Genomic DNA, 22,492 nt, shown 5'->3' on the forward strand with positions numbered 1-22,492 from the left:
AAAACGAAGCAACCGGAGTGTATTAACATACATGAGGATTGCGAGTTGAGCGGCAACACAGACAAAAATTCAAGTGCGAAGAGTATAATATACTTGAAACATTCACACTTTTTCTAGGCTAATATGCGACTTCATATTTTAGGTATCTGCGGTACATTCATGGCAGGCATTGCTTTAATAGCCAAGCAAAAAAATTTAGATGTGAGCGGCTCTGACGCAAATATCTATCCCCCAATGAGTATTCATTTGGCCGAACATAAAATTCCGGTTTTTGAAGGCTATAATGAAAAGAATCTATTACCTCATCCTGATTTAGTAATCATGGGAAATGCCATGACACGTGGAAATCCATGTGTTGAATATGTTTTAAATCGAAATATCCCTTATATTTCGGGACCACAATGGCTAGCCGAAAATGTTTTAAGTAAATACCACGTTTTAGCGGTTTCAGGAACGCATGGTAAAACCACGGTATCCAGTCTATTAAGCTGGATATTAGAATATGCTGGCTTAAATCCTGGATTCTTAATAGGGGGTATTTCTAAAAATTTCGGTAGTTCTGCTCGTTTAGGAAAAGAAGATTTTTTTGTCATTGAAGCGGATGAATACGATACGGCATTTTTTGATAAGCGCTCTAAATTTATTCACTACCATCCTAAAACCTTGATTTTAAATAATCTTGAATTTGATCATGCAGACATTTTTCCCAACTTAGATGCAGTTAAAACTCAATTTTCATATTTATTACGAACGGTGCCTAGCCAGGGATTAATTATTTGCCCAAAAACCGATAGAAATTTACAAAGTGTCATATCACGTGGTTGTTGGACACCGATTGAGTACACAGGAAATGAAGAAAATAAAAATATAACTTGGCGAACCGAATTATTAAAAGCAGATGCCAGTCAATTTACTGTCTATCATAAAAACAAAAAACAAGGCGAAGTAGATTGGTTGTTAATCGGGGATCATAACGCAGCAAATGCTGTTATTGCCATAGCGGCTGCACATCATATCGGTGTTAACCCAAAAAATGCAATTGCTGCACTGAATCAATTTCAAGGAGTCAAACGCCGCTTAGAAATCTATAAACAAGTCAATGGCATAACACTTTACGATGATTTTGCCCATCATCCTACCGCCATTGCCGCAACGCTTGCCGGGTTACGTAAAAAAATTGGAAATAAACGCATTTTAGTTATTTTAGAATCTGGTACACATACTATGCGGTCTGGAATACATCGAGAAACTTTAGGCCCTTCTTTACAAAATGCAAACAAGGTATGGTTAATGCGGCCAAAGCAAGATTGGGGTATTGAACGCTTAATTGAAACAACATCAATTCCGATTGTTATTTGCGACTCCGTAGCGGATATCGTCCAAAAAGTAGTTAAAGAAGCCCAAACTTCCGATCATATCGTGATTATGAGTAACAGCGCTTTTGATAAGCTACATGAAAAATTGGCTCAGGCCTTAGATACATGAATAACTCTGCCACTCACTATCTCAAATCTGCCTTAGCATTGGCAGAGATACGCCAGGGCTTTTGCGCACCAAACCCCTGCGTGGGTGCTGTATTAGTTAAAAATGCACAGGTTATCGCCACGGGTTATCACCAGAAAAGTGGTTTAGCTCATGCCGAAGTGGATGCCATTAGTAAAGTTGATCCTTCTCTTATCCAAGGCGCCACATTGTATGTGACTTTACAACCTTGTTGTCATACCGCCAAAAAAACTCCTCCGTGCACTGATCTGATTAAAAAAAGCGGCATCGTTAAGGTCATTTATGCTTTTCGAGATCCCAACCCTGCTGTAAACAGTCATACTGATAAAATACTACAGCAGTCAGGAATTGAATGTATCCAACATCCTCTACCTGCTATCGATAATTTTTATGCGAGTTATAGCTACTGGTGGAAACATAAAAGACCCTTTACTACCGCAAAATTAGCCATGAGTTTAGATGGAAAAATTGCCGGTAAAAATGGAAAACGTATTCGATTGACAGGCAATGAAGCTCAGCAATTTACACATCAACAACGTAAACAAAGTGACGCCATTTTAACGACGGCGAAAACAATTTGTTTGGACAATCCGTTATTAAATTGTCGTTTAGATGATGGGACATATAAAAAACCGCTTTATATTTTAGATACCCATCTCAGCATACCGATTTCAGCAAAAATTTTTAATTCTGTAGAATCCATTACTATTTTCCATGATGCCGATTTAAGTAATCGACAAAAACTACAACAACATGATATCCGTTTCATTCCCATAAAAAGTGATAAAAAAGGTCTTGATTTACTGGCAATACTGAAGCAAATTGGACAAGATGGAAAAATTAATTTGTGGATAGAGGCCGGGGGTGTTAGTTTTCAAGCTTTCATTAAAAGCGGCTTATTACAACGTGCGTTTATTTATGTGGCGCCCGTATGGCTAGGAGAAAGTGCCCAACTAGCCTTTACTTCTCCGAACCCCTTAAAAGGGGCAATGCCGATTAATACCACTCATTTAGGTAGAGATACATGTTTTGAGTTTAAATGGAGGGAACAATAGGCGTATAATACTGTCCCAAATCAGCAATAACAAAACAGATGATAAAAACCTCTACATTCCCGAATATCGACCGCGCTTTGGAAGACCTACGCCTAGGTAAAATGATCGTTTTATTCGATCATGAAAACCGAGAAAATGAAGGTGACTTAGTCCTTGCTGCTGATAGAGTGACGCCCGAAGCTATTAATTTCATGGCCCAATATGGGCGTGGATTAATCTGCTTAGCCTTAGCTGAAGAAGATATTAAGCGCTTGCAAATCCCTATGATGGTGGAACACTCTACCAACCCTTTTAACACTGCCTTTACTGCGTCTATCGAGGCTGCAGCAGGGGTCACGACCGGCATCTCAGCCGCAGACCGTGCCCGTACCATTCAAGTAGCTATCAACCCCGAAAGCGGCCCTAGGGATATCGTCATGCCAGGCCACATTTTTCCTTTACGTGCCCGAAAAGGCGGTATTTTAGAACGCATGGGACAAACAGAAGGTAGTACCGATTTAACCCGTTTAGCCGGCTTAAAATCTGCGGCGGTTATCTGTGAAATCATGAACCCAGATGGAAGTATGGCAAGATTTCCTGACTTAGAAAAATTCGCCAAGCAACATCAACTCGCTTTATTATCGATACGCGATTTAATCCAATACCGTCTACAAACTGAAACTTTGGTCAAGGAAATCGCCTCTATTGGCTTACCTACCGAAGATTATGGTGATTTAACAGTTAAATTGTTTGAAAGCTGCCTGGACAAGCATCATCATTTAGCACTCATTAAAGAAAAACCAGCAGCGTCCAATCAACCCACCTTAGTACGTATCCATTCAGAATGCTTTACTGGCGATCTCTTTGGCTCTGCCCGTTGTGATTGCGGTTGGCAATTACATGAATCTTTAGCACAAATTAGTCAACAAGGGGGTATATTACTTTATTTACGCCAAGAGGGTCGGGGTATTGGTTTATTGAATAAACTTAAAGCTTATGCCTTACAAGATCAGGGCCTTGATACTGTCGAAGCGAATCAAAAATTGGGTTTTGGCAGTGATGATCGAAATTATTGGATAGGCGCGCAAATGCTACAAAACCTAAAAATATTACAGGTAAAATTACTAACCAATAATCCACAAAAAATTATCGATTTAGAGCAATATGGAATAGAAGTTGTGGAGCGCATTCCTTTAATTGCGCAGCCTAATTCGACAAATCATACCTATTTAAAAACTAAACAAACCAAGCTCGGACATCTACTCAATTTATAAAAAAGGAACATCTTATGCAAAAAATAAAAGAAATCATTGCTAAACCCTTACATTTCAATCAACCGACTGATGAATTTAATATTGCTATCGTAGTCAGTCGCTTCAATCAAAGTATCACCGAAGAATTACTTAATGGTGCCTTACAACGATTAAAAGAATTAAATTTTCCCGAACAATGCATCACTATTGTCAGAGTTCCTGGGGCGATAGAAATCGGTCTTGCAGCTCAGCAAATAGCAATTTCCGATGAAAACTGTTTAGCTATCATCTGTTTAGGTGCTGTTATTCGTGGCGAGACCGATCATTATGATTATGTTTGCCAACAGGTGAGTTATGCTTGCCAAAAAGTTGCTTTGCAAGAATCTATACCTGTTATTTTTGGAGTTCTAACTACTGATAGTGAAGAACAAGCGTTAGCACGTATAGATGGAAAGCGTTGTCACAAAGGCCGCGATGCAATAGACACAGCAATGGAAATGATCTCGGTACTAGAACAAATCGAAGCAGAATAAATTTACTCTTCGCACTTGAATTTTTGTCTGTGTTGCCGCTCAATTCGCAATCCTCATGTATGACATACACTCCGGTTGCTTCATTATCGCGGCGCCTTGCCAAAAATCCAATTGCTGTGAGTACTTCCTTACTTAAACTCAGCAGCTACCTATTCTTTAGCTGCTGAGCTAGTTAATTAGATGAAATATACTTTTCACGTCGAATATTTTCAGTAGGAAAAGCATAACTTTTGACTAAAAGTGTAAAAACCTCATCCACCATATTCGGGTTACCGCACAAGTACACAATATCCTGTTTTGCATTCGGTTTAATTTCACTAAAGGCATTTAATACATAACCAGTATGCTCATAACTCAATACCTCATGCAGTTTAACTCGACTATAATAAGCGTGAAATTCGAACCAAGCATTTTTTTCTGCGAATGCAATAAACTCATCACGATATAATAAATCTTCCCGTCTACGTACACCAAATAACAAGATAACCTTAAAACAGGGACGCAATTTAAATCTGTGTTCTAACTCAGCCAACATCGTCCGGTAGGGCGTAACGCCGGTACCCGTTGCTACCAACACATAACGCTCCGGCATCTCTTCACGCAAAATGAGTCGCCCAAAAGGGCCGGTCGCCGTAACTCTATCTCCTGGTTTTAATGTAAATAGCAGTTCACTCGCAATACCTGCGGGAACATAAGAGGCTGCAAATTCAATTTTATTAGTCGCCTGATGCGTTTTATTGGCGATACTATAGCTACGGCGTAATACTTTTTCAGCGGTAGGTATATGCAAGGTAATAAATTGGCCTGGAATAAACTCAAAGCTCACCCCCTCTTCATAGCGAAAAGTGAAATGCTTGACGTCTGGAGCAATCTGCTCACTGGTCTCGAGGATTAAGTAAAATTCTTTTCGTGACATAATCCGCGTAGTCTAATCAGCCCGGCCGGTTTCGTCAAAAAAATCTCTAAATTATAGAAAGTTTTCTCATATAATCATAATCATCTGGTGCTTCTGCCGATTTATGGGGAAGTTTAACTTCAGGAAGGACTTTCTTATGAATAGCCATGTCATCCGTCCAAACTCGAGGCTGTTTCACATTGTAATTACTTTCAAAAAAAGGTTCAAACATGGTCTCTAACAAAAAGTGGACCATTACCGAAGGATGTAAATCATCCCAGAATATGTCTTGCTGATTGGGGAAACTTTTCTTTATTGCCAATAATACGGAAGCATAAATATCGGCAAGTTGGATTTTTTCTCCAAATTTCTTTTTATAGGCTTGTACAGCAGATTGCACTAGATGAGTAGTCCAAGAGCTATGTTTATCTTCCATGCCAATTAATTGGCTTATTCCATCTTTTAAAGGATGTTGCTTAAGTTTTTCTTGCAACTCAATTTTTTCTTCCTTAGAAAGGGTAAAGCTTGTAACACTGGCAATCCTAGTTGAATTAATATCGTGTTCCACCAACTTTCCATTTTGGACATAATAACAACAAAATTCCGAAAGAGATCCTTTCTTTTCATTATATTCTTGATTGATTTCTTTAAGTATGATGGCATTGCCTGATGTTATTTTTTTAGAAATACATTCCTTATCTTGATTTTTGTTTAAATAATAAACTGCGCAACCACTAGTAAACCCATAAGCTTCAGGATTTTCATCTATCTTTTCAAACACTGCAGCAGCATCAAATATTTTTACATCTGTAGTTAATTTCGCTATAGTACCTATTTTATGAACTAAATTCTCTATTTCTTGTAAATTTTTGCTATTCCTTGCAATTTTTCCTTTTTCTTTCCCAAGTAATTTTTTTTCCGCTCTTGATAGATTAATATCAATCGATACTTCCTTGCCATTTCTTAAAATAAAGCTTTCGTTTTCGACATAATAAATCTTCTTAGTATTTCCCGAGCCCGTTATGATAATTGCTTTTTTCTTAATCTTAGTTAGATCTACATCCTCCTTTTTAGCTACCTGATAGATATCACACAATCTAAAATCAAGATATTGGTAACTTTTAGCAAGATTTTTTAATCCTTCATTAAAGAAATGACAAGCTTCTTGGGCTTGCTTCCTTTCCTTTTTTGTTTTTTTGGAAAATCTAGGAGTTTTGCTAAAATCAGGCAAAGTAAAAGCTAATATATTTTTAGAATAATTTGAATCATCTTTTTGTTGAGATGTCGTTAAAATTTCTATCGTTTTAGCAATTCCTTGTATGGCTCGCTCTGCTCCGCCTTTATTACAATATCCTGCAGTGACGAGATCATTAGCTCCTGCAAAAATAATACATAAATCATCTGGATTAAGTTTACTATGTTTTTCTTTTTTTAATTTTTTTGCCTCGCTTTGTATGTTAGTCAGGGCAAGACTCAGAAAAAACCCTTTTAAATATCTAAAGAAATTTAAAAATCGTTCATAATTATAGTCCATAGCACCTCCTTGCGCCCTATTTTCAGATTTGAAGAAGCCATTAATGGGAGCTAAATTAGAATTTTCTAATGGATTATGCGATTTTCTTAAATATGTCATTTTTTTATAAAATGCATAATTCCAAACAAAACCATTGGTAAATTGTTTATGTGGTGATTTATGTAAAGTTAGGCTTAATGGGAAATGCCAGATTTTTTTTTCATACATCCCATATTTACCCCCCGGATCACTTAGGCTATCACCAAAAATCTTTACTCCAGCCACTTCAATCTTCGATGTTATATCTTCTAGATAAGCTTTTTTAAGCAGATCAGTATAATGATGTAAAGGGATTATATAGGGATTCATAATTGATTTTATTGTTATTTTCAGAAATACTTATCTATTTAAAAACAATACAAGCTAAAGATTAAGGATTTATTAAATGATAAAAATTAATAGATTAATTTTTTATAAAATAATTTTTAGCGATAGCCACATCTTGAATAATTTGCTGTTTAAGTGCTTCTAGACTATCGAATTTTTTTTCATCACGTATTTTTTTTAAAAATTCTATTTCAATAAATCGGCCGTAGATATTTTGATCAAAATCGAATAAATGAACCTCTAATAAATTTTTTACACCATTCACTGTTGGACGTTTCCCACAATTGGCGATCCCCGAGAAAGAAGTTTCCGCTAAGCCATATACGTTAACTATAAATACGCCCTGCAAAGGTATAACCTGACGATGCAATCCAATATTAGCTGTCGGAAAACCAAGTAATCGTCCGCGTTGATCACCATAAATTACTCGGCCACTGAGTATAAAGGGACGACCCAGTAATAATTCTGCTAATTTAAAATCAGCGTTCCAAACGGCATTTCTTACTCTTGAGCTACCTATACGTTCATTTTCAAATAGTACGGTTGGCGTAGAAAAAACTTTAAATCCGTATTCCTGACCTAATTTTTGCAAAAAATGGAAATCTCCTTCACGTCCTTTGCCAAAACGAAAATCATCTCCGATTATTACGCCTTTTATACCTAATTTATCGACTAGAATTTTCTTAACAAACTCTTCTGCGCTACATTCTGCTAAACGTTTATTAAACCGTAAGCAAAGGACTCGATCGATAGCTAAAAATTGTAAAAATTTAATTTTTTCTCGGAGTCGCATTAAGCGTGCCGGCGCTTTCTCTGGATAGAAAAATTCTTGCGGATGGGGCTCAAAAAGAATCACGCAAGTAGGTAAATTAAGTTGTTTACCGAGTTTGATTAAAGATTGGATAACTCTTCGATGTCCTTGATGTAAACCATCGAAATTACCAATAGTCGCCACACACCCTTTATGCTTAGTTTTTATATTATGGATATTGCAAATCAGCTCTGTCATGACTGGGCTTTTAAATCATCGTAACGTAAACCACTTATCCATAGGCTAGCAATATAAATAATAATTGAAGTGATACCTAAAAAGAAAATATGTGCAAAACGTTGTTGCCAACCCCAATTTATCCAAACCGGAGTAGCGGCTGCTGCCCAGTACAAAAATAAACATAATGTACTATTAGCAAATAACAATTGTAATACAAACTTTAGCCATCCTGATTGCCATTGAAAAACTTGGCGAGTTTGCAAACCCCACAATAACAAACCAGCATTCAACCAAGCTGATAATGAACTTGCCAAAGCTAAACCCGCGTGCTTTAGCGGAAAAATTAATATGGCATTAAAAATCATATTCGCAACTAAGGCGATAATTCCTATTCTCACGGGTGTTCTTATGTTTTGTTGTGCATAAAAAGCAGCTGCCAATACCTTAATCAGCATAAATGCTTGTAGACCGATGGAATAAGCTATCACACTACGTTGCGTCATAAAGACATCATGGATAGTAAACTTTCCATAATGAAAAAGTGTAACTATAAGCGGCCCCGATAAAATCAACATGGTTAACGAGGCCGGGATTCCGATCAATAAATTACAACGTAAGCCCCAGTTTAACGTGCTGGCAAATAATTCTGGTGATTTTGCTGCATGCTGGCGCGAGAGATGTGGCAAAATCACTGTCATTAAAGCCACACCAAACACACCTAAGGGAAAATAAGCCAGTCTGTCGGAGTAATAAAGCCAAGTCACACTACCTGCGACTAAAAAAGAAGCAAAAACTGTATTAAGTAATAAACTAATTTGCCCTATTGAAGAACCAAATAAAGCCGGCAACATAAGCTTTAATACTTTTTGCACGCCAGGATCGCGCCATTTAAATTGTGGTTTTTTCAATAATTTTAATCGATGTAGAAACGGTAATTGAAAGCCTAATTGTAGAAAACCTGCTAGCAATACACCCCATGCCTGAGCTTCAACAGGTACTTTAAAAAAACGTGTCACACCAAACGCAGTCATGATTAGGGAGATATTCAATAATGCGGGTGTAAAAGCAGGAACCCAAAATTGTCCGTAACAATTCAACGTCGCACCCACTAATGCGGTTAATGAGATCAACATCAAATATGGAAACGTTATCCTTAACATCTCTATTGCTAATTGGAAACGGTAAGGATCTAGTCCTGGAGCAAATAAACTAACCAAACCTTTACTTCCTAGAACACCTAGAATACAAATTCCTAATAAAATTAAGCCTAATGTACCTGCAATATGCGCAACAAATTGCTGCACTTGTTCTTGTGAACGAGTTTGCTTATATTCAGATAAAGTGGGAATAAAGGCCGTAGAGAAAGATCCTTCGGCAAATAATCCACGCATGAAATTAGGAATTTTAAACGCAATATAAAAAGCATCGACTGCTGCTGTCGCACCAAAAATTCTAGCGGCAACCATATCGCGAACAAAACCTAAAATCCGCGAAATCAACGTCATGGAAGCAACAACAGAGGTTGATTTAAGAAGTGCCTTACTCATCGGTTCTCTAACCACATTTCAACGATTAATTGAGCCGCAAGACTATCGATAGATTTTTTTTTCAGGGCTTTATAGCCACCCACAGCAAAAAGACGTGAGCGCGCCTCAACGGTTGTTAACCTTTCATCAATAGGAAAAACTGGCATTTGAAAACGATCTTTTAATTCCATTAAAAAATCTCGCGCTAAATGAGTAATCGGCTGTTCTGATCCATCCATATTTAATGGGATGCCAACTACTAAGACATCAGGGGACCAAACCTGTAACAACTGAGCAATTTCTTTCCAGGGAGGTTCGCCATTTTTCACGTTTAAACTTGTCAAAGGTTGAGCCAAAGAAGGCGACGTTTGTCCTACCGCCACACCAATATACTTGGAACCAAAATCAAATCCTATAACGGTCTTATTCTCAGGCATGACCACCCATATAAGCTAATTTAGTGACATCCACGCCTAAGTGATTCATCGCTTTTGACCACCGTTGCTCGAAAGGAATATCAAACAATATATTAGGACTCGCAGGCAAAGTTAACCAAAAATTATTAACAATTTCTTCTTCCATTTGACCGGCTATCCAATTTGCATAGCCTAATGAGAAAATAAACTTATCAGGCCCCTGCTGTTTCGCAATCGCGAGTAAAATATCCTTAGAGGTAGTTACGGAAATTTCACAGCTCATTTTAAGACTAGATTGCCATTCACCCGCAGGTGCATGTATCACAAAACCACGCTCGGGATGAACAGGTCCTCCACATAATATCGGAAAATCTGTCCCGGCAATGTCTTTAGCTGACTCCTCTGACTTGCTATTCCTGATGTCTTGTAATATTTCTGAAAGATTAACACGCAAAGATTGTAAGGGTTGATTAATAACAATACCCACTGCTCCTTTTTCCGTATGCTCGCAAATATACACCACCGAACGATTAAAATAAGCATCCGTTAAAACGGGCATAGCCACTAAAAAGTAATTTGTAAAATAATGTGTCGTCTGTATCATTAAACCCTTCTCGACTAAAATCTGCTCGTTAATCATAGCATCTGCTTTCCTATCCAACCTAGTTTTTAAGTTAGAAAAGAATACCTTCCTTATGTTCCCATGTTTAGGGTGCTGAGAAATATCTGCCCATCATGATACGATACTAATCGTTTTCGCGTTAAGCAAAAATTTGTATAAAGAAGAGGAATTTATGAGCATTAATTTTCGAGTAGGTCATGGTTACGATGTACATGCTTTTGAAACAGGAGACTATATAACGTTGGGAGGGGTCAACATCCCTTATCGAATGGGACTTAAAGCCCACTCAGATGGTGATGTCGTCATTCATGCTCTAGTGGATGCCTTATTAGGGGCCTGTGCTTTGGGTGATATAGGTCAACATTTTCCTGATACTGATGAGCGCTGGAAGAATAAAGATAGTCGAGTGTTCCTACGAACAACTGTCCAAATGTTGGATGAAAAAAATTGCTCTATTAATAATGTAGATATTACGATCATCGCAGAAGCACCCAAGCTTAAAGATTATTTAGCAGCAATGCGAATTAATTTAGCACAGGACATGAAAATCGATCTGGATCAGATCAATCTAAAAGCAACTACCACAGAAAAATTGGGTTTTATTGGACGCCAGGAAGGAATCGCAGCAACTGCGATCACTCTTCTTCAAACCAGATAATTTATGGTACCGAGAGTGGGACTCGAACCCACACGATGTCACCATCACCGGATTTTGAGTCCGGCGCGTCTACCAATTCCACCATCCCGGCAACAGCCGCCCAAGTATAACAAAGTATTTTTTAGGATCAATCTTTATCATAAAGACCTATAATTTAACCAGACTCGAAACTATCAAAGATTAAACCTGATACTAAAATTTAGAAAGGTGTGAGCTTTTTGACCTAGGCTACATTTGATATCTAGAATGAATGCTTCTCTCATGTTTTAAAAATACTTTCTATCAGTACACATTATTAATCAAAATAATAAATAAGTCTGAAATCTTATGGACTTGCAATCAAAATCTCGATCACTTATTGTTTTCTACTAAGATTTTAATAGCCGCATTATAGTGCGCAGAATAACGTTAACTTGATCTTTTAAAAAAAGCTATCAACAATAAGGTCATGAGGAACATGATCTAAGAGGTAAATAATGTACAATAATGAAGCAATAATGTCACAAGATGTGCCACAATCTTTAACCACTAAGAAACAATTATTCCTCGCTTCTGTTATTTGTATACTTGCTGCCATGTTCTATATGTACGAGTATACTTTGCAAGTATCTCCCGCGGTTATGACCAATGAATTAATGCGTGACTTAGGTCTTAATGCGGCGAGCTTAGGTACTATGGCAGCTTTTTACTACTATTCTTATACGCCCATGCAATTACCTGCCGGTCTACTCTTTGATCGGTTTGGTCCGCGCCGTTTAATAACCTTAGCTATTTTAATATGCGCTCTAGGAGCATTCTTTTTCGGTATTACGCCAAACACGGTAATGGCTTCCTTTGGCAGGTTTTTAATGGGCATAGGCTCTTCTTTTTCATTTATAGGCGCTTTACTTCTTGTATCACGCTGGTTCCCTCCTCAATACTTTGCTTTACTGACCGGCCTCGTTCAATTAATGAGCTCAGTAGGAGCAATTGCTGGTCAGGTTCCTTTAGTAACGGCTATTAATCATTGGGGTTGGCGATCAACTATTATTTCTTTAGCTATCGTAGGTTGCTTATTAGCCTTGTTGGTATGGACGGTGGTGCGAGATAGTCCCGAAGCGGTTTCGAAAGGGCATAAATTTCAGTCCCCACCTAAAAAAAGTGAATTAAAACGACTCCAACAAGTCTGTAGTAATAAACAAACTTGGTTAATTGCTTTGTACTCTTTTTCTATATGGGCACCTATTACTGCATTTGCTGCCTTGTGGGGTATCCCCTTTCTAGTAGCCAGTTATGGTCTTACTACAGAATCTGCTTCTGAAGCGAGCGCAATGATTTGGTTAGGTATTGGCTTGGGTAGTCCTTTAGCGGGTTGGTTCTCTGACAAAATCAGTTCGCGATCAAAACCACTCAGCTTTTCTGCTTTATTGGGAATAATTAGTCTTACTATTGTTATATATTGCCCTCCGTTACCGTTACCTTGGCTATATCTTATTTTATTTGTCTTTGGCCTGGCCGCATCAGGACAATCATTAGCCTTTGGAGTTGTCAAAGATAATAATACTTCTTGTGTAGTCGGCACAGCTATAGGGTTTAATAATATGGCCGTTGTCGCGGGGGGAGCTCTATTTCAACCTTTGATTGGAATTTTGCTTTACGTCAATTGGGGGGGCATCATGCATAATGGCACTCCCTTTTATGGTATAGTAGATTATCAAAAAGCGCTTTTTGTATTGCCTTTATGTTACATCATTGCGTTTTTTGTAAGTCATTTTTTGCTTCGAGAAACTTATTGCAAACCACAGTATTCCAATGAAACAGCTAGTGCTATTTAAGTTTTTTACTAGCATTGCTACTTTAATTCAAGCTTATGTCTAAAAATAACAATAACGATTTATCATCGCTTTCTTTAGCAAAGCAAAAACCAACTTTGCTCGCCGCTATTATCTGTATTCTTGCTTCCTGTTTTTATATGTATGAATTCATATTGCAAGTTTCGCCAGCAGTAATGACCAATCAGTTAATTAATGACTTAGGACTTAATGCCATTACCTTAGGAACAATGGCTGCCTTTTATTACTATTCCTATACCCCCATGCAACTCCCAGCAGGGTTTTTATTTGATCGGTTTGGTCCTCGACGCTTATTAACGGTAGCAGTTCTCACTTGTGCCGTAGGGGCTTTTTTGTTTGGCGCTACCACCAATATAGCTACCGCTTCGGCGGGCCGATTTATGATGGGAATGGGTTCAGCTTTTTCATTTATAGGAACTTTAGTACTTATCTCGCGCTGGTTCCCTTCTAGATACTTTGCTTTTTTAACAGGTTTAGTTGAGTTAATGAGCTGTGTAGGAGCTATTGTTGGCGAAACACCGTTAACTATTGCTGTAGGTCATTGGGGTTGGCGACAAACCATTATTATTTTGGGTGTAATAGGTGTTATTTTAGCCCTGTTAATTTGGCTGGTAGTTAGAGATAGTCCAGAAGTTGTTTCGAAAGGACACAAATTTCAACCTACTTCCAAAAAAAGCATACTACAAAGCTTTCATCAAGTAGCCGCTAATAGTCAAACTTGGTTTATAGCATTATATTCTTTTATGGTATGGGCACCTATCACCGCTTTCGCAGCCTTATGGGGCGTACCCTTTCTGGTTGTTGCCTATGGTATAAGCACTAAAGCTGCTTCTACTGCCTGCACTATGATTTGGTTAGCTATTGGGATAGGCTGCCCATTATTAGGTTGGTGGTCAGACAAGGTAAACTTACGTGGAATGCCTTTAAAGTTTGCTGCGAGTTTAGGTATTATTGGATTAATACCGGTTATTTATGTCCCACACCTTCCCTTATTTTGGCTTTATATTTGTTTATTCTTATTTGGTCTCGCCGCTTCAGGACAATCACTCGCATTCGGAGTAGTTAAAGATAATAATCACTCCAGTGTAGCAGGAACGGCCATGGGTATTAATAACATGGCTACAGTGGCTGGAGGAGCTTTATTTCAGCCGGTGATTGGTATATTTTTACATTTAAACTGGAATGGGAGCTATCATAATGGTGCTCCTTTTTATAGCGTCGAAGATTACCGAAAAGCCTTTATTGTATTACCTTTTTGCTATCTGATAGCCTTATTGATTGGGAAATTCCTAATACGGGAAACCCATTGCCAACAACAACCCGATGTCCAGGAGTAAAAGCAGTCCTCGCTGGTTAAAACAGCATTTTAGCGATCCTTATGTAAAACGCGCTCAAAAAGAAGGATTGCGTTCGCGCTCTGCGTATAAGCTACTAGAGATTCAAGAAAAAACCAAACTGATTAAACCTGGCATGACCATCGTTGATCTTGGAGCTGCGCCTGGAGGATGGTCCCAACTTACCTCTGGAATAGTAGGGAGCACTGGAAAAGTCTATGCCTTAGATATTCTACCAATGGAGGCTTTGAACCATGTGGAGTTTCTCCAAGGAGACTTTCGAGAAGAATCTGTTATGCAACAATTCTTACAACGTGTACAATTAAAACCAATAGATCTTGTAATTTCTGATATGGCCCCCAACTTTAGTGGAATGCGCAGTGTTGACCAACCTAGATCCATTTATTTAGCTGAATTAGCTTTAGACTTTGCTCAGAAAGTATTAAAACCAAAAGGTTGTTTTATAGTAAAAACCTTTCAAGGAGAAGGATTTGAAGTTTTTCTAAAAGACTTAAGAAGCTTATTTGCAAAGGTTACTATTCGAAAACCTTCCGCTTCCAGAGGAAGCTCTGCAGAAGTTTATTTAGTGGCTGTAGGTTATCATAAGGGAAAATAAACTGCTGGATTATTTATTAATTTAGTCCGTTTTTTGAGACTAGAGCACTGAAAAAGAGCTTAAAATAATCGAAACCCCAAAAATTTAGTATATAATGCCCTCTTTGTGAGATGAGAAATGCGAGGTAGTATAGCTTGAACGACATGCTGAAAAATCTTTTTTTGTGGCTAATTATTGCCGTCATACTTATCTCGGTATTTAATAATCTCGAGCCTCGTAATAACGGTGGCGAACGCTTAACTTATTCTGAATTTTTGAAAGACGTTAAGCAAGGTAATGTGCAATCTGTAACGATACAAAGCAACCAAGTTATAAAAGGACAATTAAATGGTGACAAATCTTTCACCAGTTATATGCCTATTCCCGATCAGTATTTACTCCCTGAGTTGTTGAAAAATAAAGTCAATGTAAAAGGAGAACCACCGCAACAGGAAAGTTTCTTGATGCGTATTTTTATTAATTGGTTCCCTATGCTTTTGCTCATTGGAGTATGGATATTTTTTATGCGGCAAATGGGCGGCGCCGGAGGAAAAGGCGCTTTATCTTTTGGTCGTAGTCGTGCGCGCTTATTAGGGGAAGATCAGGTTAAGGTTACTTTTGCTGATGTGGCCGGCGCTGAGGAAGCAAAAGAAGAAGTCAGTGAATTAGTTGAATTTTTGAAAGACCCAGCTAAATTCCAGAAATTAGGTGGGAAAATTCCACGCGGCGTTTTATTAATGGGCCCTCCTGGGACCGGTAAGACGCTTTTAGCTCGGGCTGTTGCAGGTGAAGCAAAAGTTCCTTTCTTCACAATCTCCGGTTCTGATTTTGTTGAGATGTTTGTCGGTGTAGGTGCATCTCGTGTAAGGGATATGTTTGAGCAAGCTAAAAAGCAAGCTCCGTGTATCATTTTTATTGATGAAATAGATGCCGTCGGTCGTCATCGTGGTGCCGGCTTAGGTGGCGGGCATGACGAACGCGAACAAACACTAAATCAATTACTGGTTGAAATGGACGGCTTTGAAGGCAATGAAGGTGTTATTGTTATGGCCGCCACTAATCGACCCGATGTTTTAGATCCTGCCTTATTGCGCCCAGGTCGTTTTGATCGACAAGTAATTGTAGGGCTACCTGACATCCGTGGTAGAGAACAAATTCTAAAAGTTCATCTTAGAAAAGTTCCTTATGGAAAAGATGTAAAACCAGTGATTATAGCTAGAGGCACGCCCGGCTTCTCCGGTGCAGATTTGGCTAATCTAGTTAATGAAGCTGCTTTATTTGCAGCACGCGAAAATAAATCTACCGTTGATATGGTTGACCTAGAAAAAGCCAAAGATAAGGTCATGATGGGAAGTGAAAGACGTTCCATGGTAATGAATGAAAAAGAGAAAAAATTAACGGCTTACCATGAAGCCGGACATGCGATTGTTGGACGCTTAGTCCCTGACCATGATCCTGTTTATAAAGTTACTATTATTCCACGTGGTAAAGCTCTGGGCGTCACTATGTTCTTGCCCGAAGAAGATCGCTATAGCTATACCAAACAACGCTTAGAGAGTCAGATTGCCAGTTTATTTGGCGGGCGTATTGCGGAATATCTCATTTTTGGGCCGGAACAAATCACTACAGGTGCATCAAACGATATACAACGCGCCACTGAAATTGCCCGGAACATGATAACTAAATGGGGTTTATCCGAACGTCTTGGTCCTTTAACTTATAATCAAGAAAATGAAGAAGTATTTTTAGGTCATCAAATAGCTAAAAATACTAAATTTTCTGACGATACCGCTCAATTAATTGATGAAGAAAGCCGTAGTATTATTGAGCGTAATTATAAAATTGCTGAAACATTATTGCAAGATAACATTGAAAAGTTACACCTCATGGCAGAAGCCCTAATAAAATATGAAACCATTGATTCCAGCCAAATTAATGACATTATGGAGGGTAAACCTCCTAGAGAACCCAAAGGCTGGAGCAATGGAAGTAAAAAAGATACAAACTCTTCTTCTGAGGAAAAATCAGCTTCACAAAAGGACTCGACAGTAACTGATAGCGATCCAGCAGCAGATAGTCTGTAATTAATCGAATTATTCTTGGATTCATCATGGCAAAAACCCGCAAATATTTTGGGACAGATGGTATTCGCGGAAAGGTAGGTGAAAATCCTATTACACCAGAATTTGTGCTAAAACTAGGTTGGGCTGTAGGGAAAGTTCTAGCTAATGGGCGAAATAAGGTTTTAATTGGTAAGGATACGCGAATTTCTGGTTATATGCTTGAATCTGCCCTAGAAGCCGGTTTATCCGCCGCGGGGGTTGATGTCCTTCTCTTAGGCCCTATTCCAACACCTGCTATTGCTTTTTTAACTTCTGATCTAGGTGCACAAGCGGGCATCGTAATTAGCGCATCACACAACCCTTACTATGATAATGGAATTAAATTTTTTTCGCATGATGGGACTAAATTAGCCGATGAGCTGGAATTACAAATTGAAACTCACCTTACTCAAGCTATTCATACCGTTGATTCCGCTAAATTGGGAAAAGCGATACGGGTTGAAGATGCAAAAGCCCGTTATGTAAATTTTTGCAAATCGACAATCCCAAAATCCTTTCAATTAAACGGTTTAAAAATCGTTCTCGATTGTGCAAACGGTGCTACTTATCATATTGCCCCATCATTATTTTCTGAATTAGGTGCAGACTTAACTGTGTTAGGTACAAAACCAAATGGCTTAAATATTAACAAAGACTGTGGATCAACTCATTTAGAACATTTGCAAAAAACTGTTTCATCGCAAAAAGCAGATTTAGGAATTGCCTTTGATGGTGATGGTGATCGAGTATTAATGGTAGATAATTTGGGTGAAATTGTTGATGGAGATGAATTACTATTTATATTAACCCAACATGGTGTTAAACAAGGTCATATTAAAGGTGGCATTGTAGGCACTGCTATGAGTAATCTCGGTTTAGAATTAGCTATAAAAGAATTAGGCCTCGATTTTATTCGTACCTCAGTGGGCGATAGATATGTCAATGAAGCATTACAAAGCAAAAATTGGCAATTAGGTGGAGAATCTTCTGGGCATATTATTTCTCGTCGCTTAACTAAAACTGGAGATGGAATCATTATTGCATTGCAAATACTAGAAGCTATCCAATCATCGGGCCTATCATTACATATAGCCAAAAAAGCGATGAAAAAGTTTCCTCAACTATTAATCAACATCCCTGCTGAAAATCCTTTAGTCACGATCAACGACCCTAGTATAAAAAAAGCTGTGCAAGAAGCAGAATCTCTATTAAAAGATCGCGGCCGTATATTATTACGCCCCTCAGGAACGGAATCTGTCGTCCGTGTTATGGTCGAAGGTAGTAACTTTTCGGAAGTACAAACTATCGCGAATAAATTAGCTGAAATAGTTAAAATAGCTAGCGTGTAAGCTATCGCCGTAACGCATTAACATATCTCTCTTACTCCTTGTTTATTCTTTATTCATTTCAGATATGACCAAAAAGGATTTATGGCAATCTATTAATTTTTTTTTAACTCTCTTATACTCAAATCTAATATACTTCTTATACAGAGATTTATTATGCCTATAAAAGAATTAAATAAATTATATGATGTTAATAAATTTCCGGGTGTCAGTGCAGAAACTAGAACGGATATAATTGGTGCTATAGCTTTCGATGTTGAAGGACTTACTTTAAATGAAGGGGGTAAATATACTGAAAAAGAACTGTGTGAAGGATTACGTTATTTACTCGCGACCAATAAGCATTTACATACTTATTTAGAACCTCCCCCATCTTCAAGTAGGGATTCTTCTTATTTAAGTCGTGATCCATTCTATATTCCCACTGACCATCTGCTTTTTTCTTACCTTCTATTAAATCCTGCTTATGATTCAGGAAATTCTTGCGTTCCTAGCGATGGGTGTGATGGAAATGGGGATAATGAGGGGGCACTGGTTATTTGCATAGCAATTGTTGCTCTTGCATTTGCCGCCGGTTTTTGCTATTGCACGGGTAAAAATACTTATTCTACTCTAGAAAGTAATGAATCTAATTCGGTTAAGGCGGCTAAAATTATTTTAACCTTATCTGTTTTCGCTACAACATTTGCACTCACCTATTACGTTGTTCCCATTGATGATGAGGTTATTCGCGCTATAATTGCTCTCCCTATTGCTGCAGCGCCAGCGGCTTTGACTTCCTATATTAGTAAGCTATCTCCATGTCTACCAAAAATAACTCCGCCAAATAAAGAGCTGCTTGATGAATTACAAACCGTTAAACACATTTTAGAACGTGGTCATGCTCGTCAAGGAGATAATAAAGAACAGTGTAAAAAATTCATAAAAGAAGCCGTTCGATACTATATTCAGTCGATCAGTAGCGATCATAATATTGAATTTGATCAACCTCATCACACTGTTATTGAGATAGGCGCGCTTTCAGATGAGCCTTCTGCTCCGTTACTGCCCGAATCGCATAAACAATATGGATCATTTTTTAAATATCCGACTGTTAATGATGAGCGTTCCTCCATCATTACTGAACCAGTAACCGCCTGCTGTAAAATGACTAATCATGGCTAGCTATTCGACAGTGACTGATTTTGCTAAATTGCGTGGCTGATCAACATCAGTACCTTTTAAAATAGCGACATGATAGGCTAAAAGTTGCAATGGAACTGCAAAAATTATCGGACTAATCATATCGCTTGCTTTCGGCAGTAGAATGCTCTTGCTATCATTCTCATTGGGATCTAACTCGTCTTGTACAAACAAAATAAGTTGGCCATTGCGTGCACGCACTTCCTGAATATTTGATTTAAGTTTTTCTAGCAATGAATTGGATGGCACTAAAACGACTACTGGCATATTACTATCAACTAAAGCAAGCGGCCCATGTTTTAACTCACCGGCCGGATAAGCTTCGGCTTGGATATAAGAAATTTCCTTAAGCTTGAGTGCCCCTTCCAATGCCACTGGAAAATGAATTCCTCTAGCAATAAATAAGGCATGTTCTTTATCGATAAATAATCTAGCTAACTTTTTTATCGCAGGATCTAATTTTAATGTTTGCTCTAAAAGTTTCGGTAAACTTCTTAACTCCGATAGACAAGCCGCTTCTTGGTTTTCATCCCAGCCATGAGACAAGCCTAAAAACGAGGTTAATAGCAATAAAACTGTTAATTGAGTGGTAAACGCTTTAGTCGATGCCACACCAATTTCAGGACCTGCTCGTGTTAATAATACAAAATCAGATTCACGTACCATAGTACTTCCAGGAACGTTACAAATCGTTAATGTGGCTGCATAGTTTTCAGTTTTAGCCTGTCTTAATGCCTCTAAAGTATCTGCGGTTTCTCCAGATTGAGATAAAACAATGAACAAGGTATCTGGCTGAATGATATGCGGTCGATATCGAAACTCACTGGCAACATCTACCTGACAAGAAATACCTACCCACCGTTCTAACCATTGTGCTGCAATCAAGCCTGCGTGATAACTCGTACCACAAGCCACTATTTGAACGTGCTTAATTTTGGAAAAACGTTGTATGGAATTAGCACCAAAAATTTCATCCCAGACCTCTAATTGGTTCACAAGACGGCCTTCAAGCGCAGCATTAACTGCGTTGGGCTGCTCAAAGATCTCCTTTTCCATAAAATGACGATACTTACCTTTACTCACTACCTCGTTTGGCAAATCGATAAAATGCTTAGGATGATGAACCTTCTTCCCTTTACTATCATAGATACTCACTTTTTCAGCGGTGACTTCAGCAATATCACCTTCTTGTAAATAAATAAATTGCTGAGTAATTGGCAGTAATGCTAAATGATCTGAAGCAATAAAATTTTCACCTTGACCTAAACCGACCATTAAAGGACTGCCTTTACGAACGGCTATTAAAGATTTTGGTTCATTCTGATAGAGAAAAACAATGGCAAAAGCACCTTCTAAACGTACTACTGTTTTCTGAACAGCAGCTAAAAAATTATTGTTTTTTTTCAGCTCTTGATTTAATAAATGCGCAATAATTTCAGTATCGGTTTCAGATTCAAAAGAATAACCTGCTTTTATCAGTTCTTGTCTTAAAGGCAAATAATTTTCAATAATACCATTATGAACTATCGCGATATTGGATCCTGAAATATGAGGGTGGGCATTAGATTCACTAGGTTTACCATGAGTTGCCCAACGTGTGTGTGCAATACCAATATTACCCGATAACGCTTCGGGTATTATCGCTCTTTCTAGCGCTTCAACTTTACCCACAGTACGTCGGCGCTGTAAATGTTGCTTGAAATCCAATATGGCGATTCCCGCAGAATCGTAACCACGATATTCAAGACGTTTCAAACCTTCAATAAGAATAGGAACTATATTACGTTGTGCTATGCCCGCTACTATTCCACACATATTTATATACCTTTTTATATACTCTTCGGAGATTTACTAGAGTTTGATATCTTTATTATACTCGTAGTAATTGGGTTTTTGGCAAGTGCCGCGTCCATGCAGTAATCTGGTAAATATAATAAATAACCGTGAGGATTGCGAGTTGCGGCAACACAAACAAAAATTCAAGTGAAAAGAATATAGATTAACAAGGATTTTAAGTGATAAATATCAGTATATTACTAAAACAAATAAATAAAGGGATCACTCACTGCCTCTTTCCCTATCATTGCATTTTATGTAACGACAAAGCCAATAGAGAACTTGATTTATGTATTGAATGCGAAAAATCTTTACCTTGGTTAAAAAATGTCTGTTTTTATTGTGCCGCCCCTTTGGGTTTTACAACGCAATCGGCTTGCGGTGCTTGCCTAAAAAATCCATTACCCTTTTATAAGCTGTGCGTCCTTTTTTCTTACACAGAAATAATAAAAAAATTGGTTACTGGCCTTAAGTTCCAGCAACGATTAATTTATGCGCATATTTTAGGTACTTTGTTAGCTGAAAAAATCAGCTCTCAGTACCAAACTGAAAAACTGCCAGATATAATTATCCCAGTACCTTTACATAAAAGTAGACTGTACGAACGAGGATTTAATCAAGCAATAGAACTAGCTCGACCTATTTCAAAAAAATTAAATATATCTATTGAATATAAAGGTTGCAAAAGATTAGTGAACACTGCTGCCCAAAGTAAACTACCAGCAAATCAGCGAGCAAATAACGTGAAAAGTGCGTTTGTCGCACATCAAGGCCTTGCCTATCAACATATAGCGCTACTCGATGATGTAATGACCACTGGCCATACACTCATCGAGATGAGCCGCGCTTTATATGATGTGGGTGTAAAAAGAATAGATGTATGGTGTTGTGCCCGCGCTTAACTTAGACGGGAAGTAAACCTACTTTCTATCAT

The 22,492-nt window shown here is 38.1% G+C and carries 19 protein-coding genes and 1 tRNA gene; 12 read left to right on the forward strand and 8 right to left on the reverse strand.

Annotated elements, in window-relative coordinates; all coding sequences use genetic code 11:
• Positions 1-123 precede the first annotated feature (123 nt).
• Genes mpl through ribH form a run of 4 tightly spaced genes read left to right on the forward strand, consistent with a single transcriptional unit; the run spans position 124 to position 4,323 of the window.
• On the forward strand, positions 124-1,485 hold the full coding sequence (gene mpl / locus AAHH40_RS06495) for a UDP-N-acetylmuramate:L-alanyl-gamma-D-glutamyl-meso-diaminopimelate ligase (protein WP_342219861.1): 1,362 nt from the start codon (positions 124-126) through the stop codon (positions 1,483-1,485).
• A complete protein-coding gene (gene ribD / locus AAHH40_RS06500; RefSeq protein ID WP_342219862.1) occupies positions 1,482-2,558 on the forward strand; it encodes a bifunctional diaminohydroxyphosphoribosylaminopyrimidine deaminase/5-amino-6-(5-phosphoribosylamino)uracil reductase RibD in 1,077 nt (358 codons plus the stop codon). The genes mpl and ribD overlap by 4 nt, the downstream gene beginning before the upstream one ends.
• A gap of 38 nt (positions 2,559-2,596) precedes the next feature.
• Positions 2,597-3,811 carry a GTP cyclohydrolase II gene (gene ribA / locus AAHH40_RS06505; protein WP_342219863.1) on the forward strand — a complete coding sequence of 405 codons (1,215 nt, stop codon included), beginning with the start codon at positions 2,597-2,599 and terminating at the stop codon, positions 3,809-3,811.
• Positions 3,812-3,825: 14 nt separating this feature from the next.
• A complete protein-coding gene (gene ribH / locus AAHH40_RS06510) occupies positions 3,826-4,323 on the forward strand; it encodes a 6,7-dimethyl-8-ribityllumazine synthase (RefSeq protein ID WP_342219864.1) in 498 nt (165 codons plus the stop codon).
• Positions 4,324-4,495: 172 nt separating this feature from the next.
• Here the strand turns inward: ribH and AAHH40_RS06515 are convergent, their stop codons facing one another.
• From AAHH40_RS06515 to AAHH40_RS06540, 6 genes are all read right to left on the reverse strand, one after another.
• Positions 4,496-5,239, reverse strand: coding sequence for a ferredoxin--NADP reductase (locus tag AAHH40_RS06515; protein ID WP_342219865.1), 744 nt, complete (start codon positions 5,237-5,239; stop codon positions 4,496-4,498).
• Between the two features lie 46 nt (positions 5,240-5,285).
• Entirely contained in the window at positions 5,286-7,100 is a 1,815-nt protein-coding gene (locus tag AAHH40_RS06520) for an SGNH/GDSL hydrolase family protein (RefSeq protein WP_342219866.1), read from the reverse strand.
• A gap of 94 nt (positions 7,101-7,194) precedes the next feature.
• Complete coding sequence (gene ribF / locus AAHH40_RS06525; RefSeq protein ID WP_342219867.1) at positions 7,195-8,127, reverse strand: bifunctional riboflavin kinase/FAD synthetase; 933 nt, start codon at positions 8,125-8,127, stop codon at positions 7,195-7,197.
• Complete coding sequence (murJ, locus tag AAHH40_RS06530; RefSeq protein WP_342219868.1) at positions 8,124-9,656, reverse strand: murein biosynthesis integral membrane protein MurJ; 1,533 nt, start codon at positions 9,654-9,656, stop codon at positions 8,124-8,126. The genes ribF and murJ overlap by 4 nt, the downstream gene beginning before the upstream one ends.
• A complete protein-coding gene (ruvX, locus tag AAHH40_RS06535) occupies positions 9,653-10,072 on the reverse strand; it encodes a Holliday junction resolvase RuvX (protein WP_342219870.1) in 420 nt (139 codons plus the stop codon). The genes murJ and ruvX overlap by 4 nt, the downstream gene beginning before the upstream one ends.
• Positions 10,065-10,691 (reverse strand): YqgE/AlgH family protein, encoded by a 627-nt coding sequence (locus AAHH40_RS06540; protein WP_342219872.1) that lies wholly within the window; start codon positions 10,689-10,691, stop codon positions 10,065-10,067. Before AAHH40_RS06540 ends, ruvX begins: the two co-directional genes overlap by 8 nt.
• Positions 10,692-10,845: 154 nt before the next feature.
• Between AAHH40_RS06540 and ispF the strand changes: the two genes are divergently transcribed.
• Entirely contained in the window at positions 10,846-11,331 is a 486-nt protein-coding gene (ispF, locus tag AAHH40_RS06545) for a 2-C-methyl-D-erythritol 2,4-cyclodiphosphate synthase (RefSeq protein ID WP_342219873.1), read from the forward strand.
• 4 nt (positions 11,332-11,335) lie between these two features.
• Here ispF and AAHH40_RS06550 read toward each other — a convergent pair.
• A tRNA-Leu gene (locus AAHH40_RS06550) sits at positions 11,336-11,422 on the reverse strand.
• Between the two features lie 385 nt (positions 11,423-11,807).
• On the opposite strand from AAHH40_RS06550, the gene AAHH40_RS06555 reads away from it, so the two are divergent.
• The 6 genes from AAHH40_RS06555 (at position 11,808) to AAHH40_RS06580 (ending at position 19,704) form a co-directional block, all read left to right on the forward strand.
• Entirely contained in the window at positions 11,808-13,145 is a 1,338-nt protein-coding gene (locus AAHH40_RS06555) for an MFS transporter (protein WP_342219874.1), read from the forward strand.
• 35 nt (positions 13,146-13,180) lie between these two features.
• On the forward strand, positions 13,181-14,500 hold the full coding sequence (locus AAHH40_RS06560) for an MFS transporter (RefSeq protein ID WP_342219875.1): 1,320 nt from the start codon (positions 13,181-13,183) through the stop codon (positions 14,498-14,500).
• On the forward strand, positions 14,487-15,113 hold the full coding sequence (rlmE, locus tag AAHH40_RS06565) for a 23S rRNA (uridine(2552)-2'-O)-methyltransferase RlmE (protein WP_342219876.1): 627 nt from the start codon (positions 14,487-14,489) through the stop codon (positions 15,111-15,113). Before AAHH40_RS06560 ends, rlmE begins: the two co-directional genes overlap by 14 nt.
• Positions 15,114-15,256: 143 nt before the next feature.
• Positions 15,257-17,176 (forward strand): ATP-dependent zinc metalloprotease FtsH, encoded by a 1,920-nt coding sequence (gene ftsH / locus AAHH40_RS06570; protein WP_342219877.1) that lies wholly within the window; start codon positions 15,257-15,259, stop codon positions 17,174-17,176.
• A gap of 26 nt (positions 17,177-17,202) precedes the next feature.
• Positions 17,203-18,543 (forward strand): phosphoglucosamine mutase, encoded by a 1,341-nt coding sequence (glmM, locus tag AAHH40_RS06575; protein ID WP_342219878.1) that lies wholly within the window; start codon positions 17,203-17,205, stop codon positions 18,541-18,543.
• Between the two features lie 153 nt (positions 18,544-18,696).
• A complete protein-coding gene (locus tag AAHH40_RS06580) occupies positions 18,697-19,704 on the forward strand; it encodes a hypothetical protein (protein WP_342219880.1) in 1,008 nt (335 codons plus the stop codon).
• Here the strand turns inward: AAHH40_RS06580 and glmS are convergent, their stop codons facing one another.
• Positions 19,705-21,537 (reverse strand): glutamine--fructose-6-phosphate transaminase (isomerizing), encoded by a 1,833-nt coding sequence (gene glmS, locus AAHH40_RS06585; RefSeq protein ID WP_342219881.1) that lies wholly within the window; start codon positions 21,535-21,537, stop codon positions 19,705-19,707.
• A gap of 200 nt (positions 21,538-21,737) precedes the next feature.
• Here glmS and AAHH40_RS06590 point away from each other — a divergent pair, with 200 nt between their 5' ends.
• The gene (locus AAHH40_RS06590; protein WP_342219882.1) at positions 21,738-22,460 is read left to right on the forward strand and encodes a ComF family protein; all 723 of its coding nucleotides are present in this window, start codon (positions 21,738-21,740) and stop codon (positions 22,458-22,460) included.
• Positions 22,461-22,492 lie beyond the last annotated feature (32 nt).

This window comes from Rickettsiella endosymbiont of Miltochrista miniata (assembly GCF_964031245.1).
Taxonomy (GTDB): Bacteria; Pseudomonadota; Gammaproteobacteria; order Diplorickettsiales; family Diplorickettsiaceae; genus Aquirickettsiella.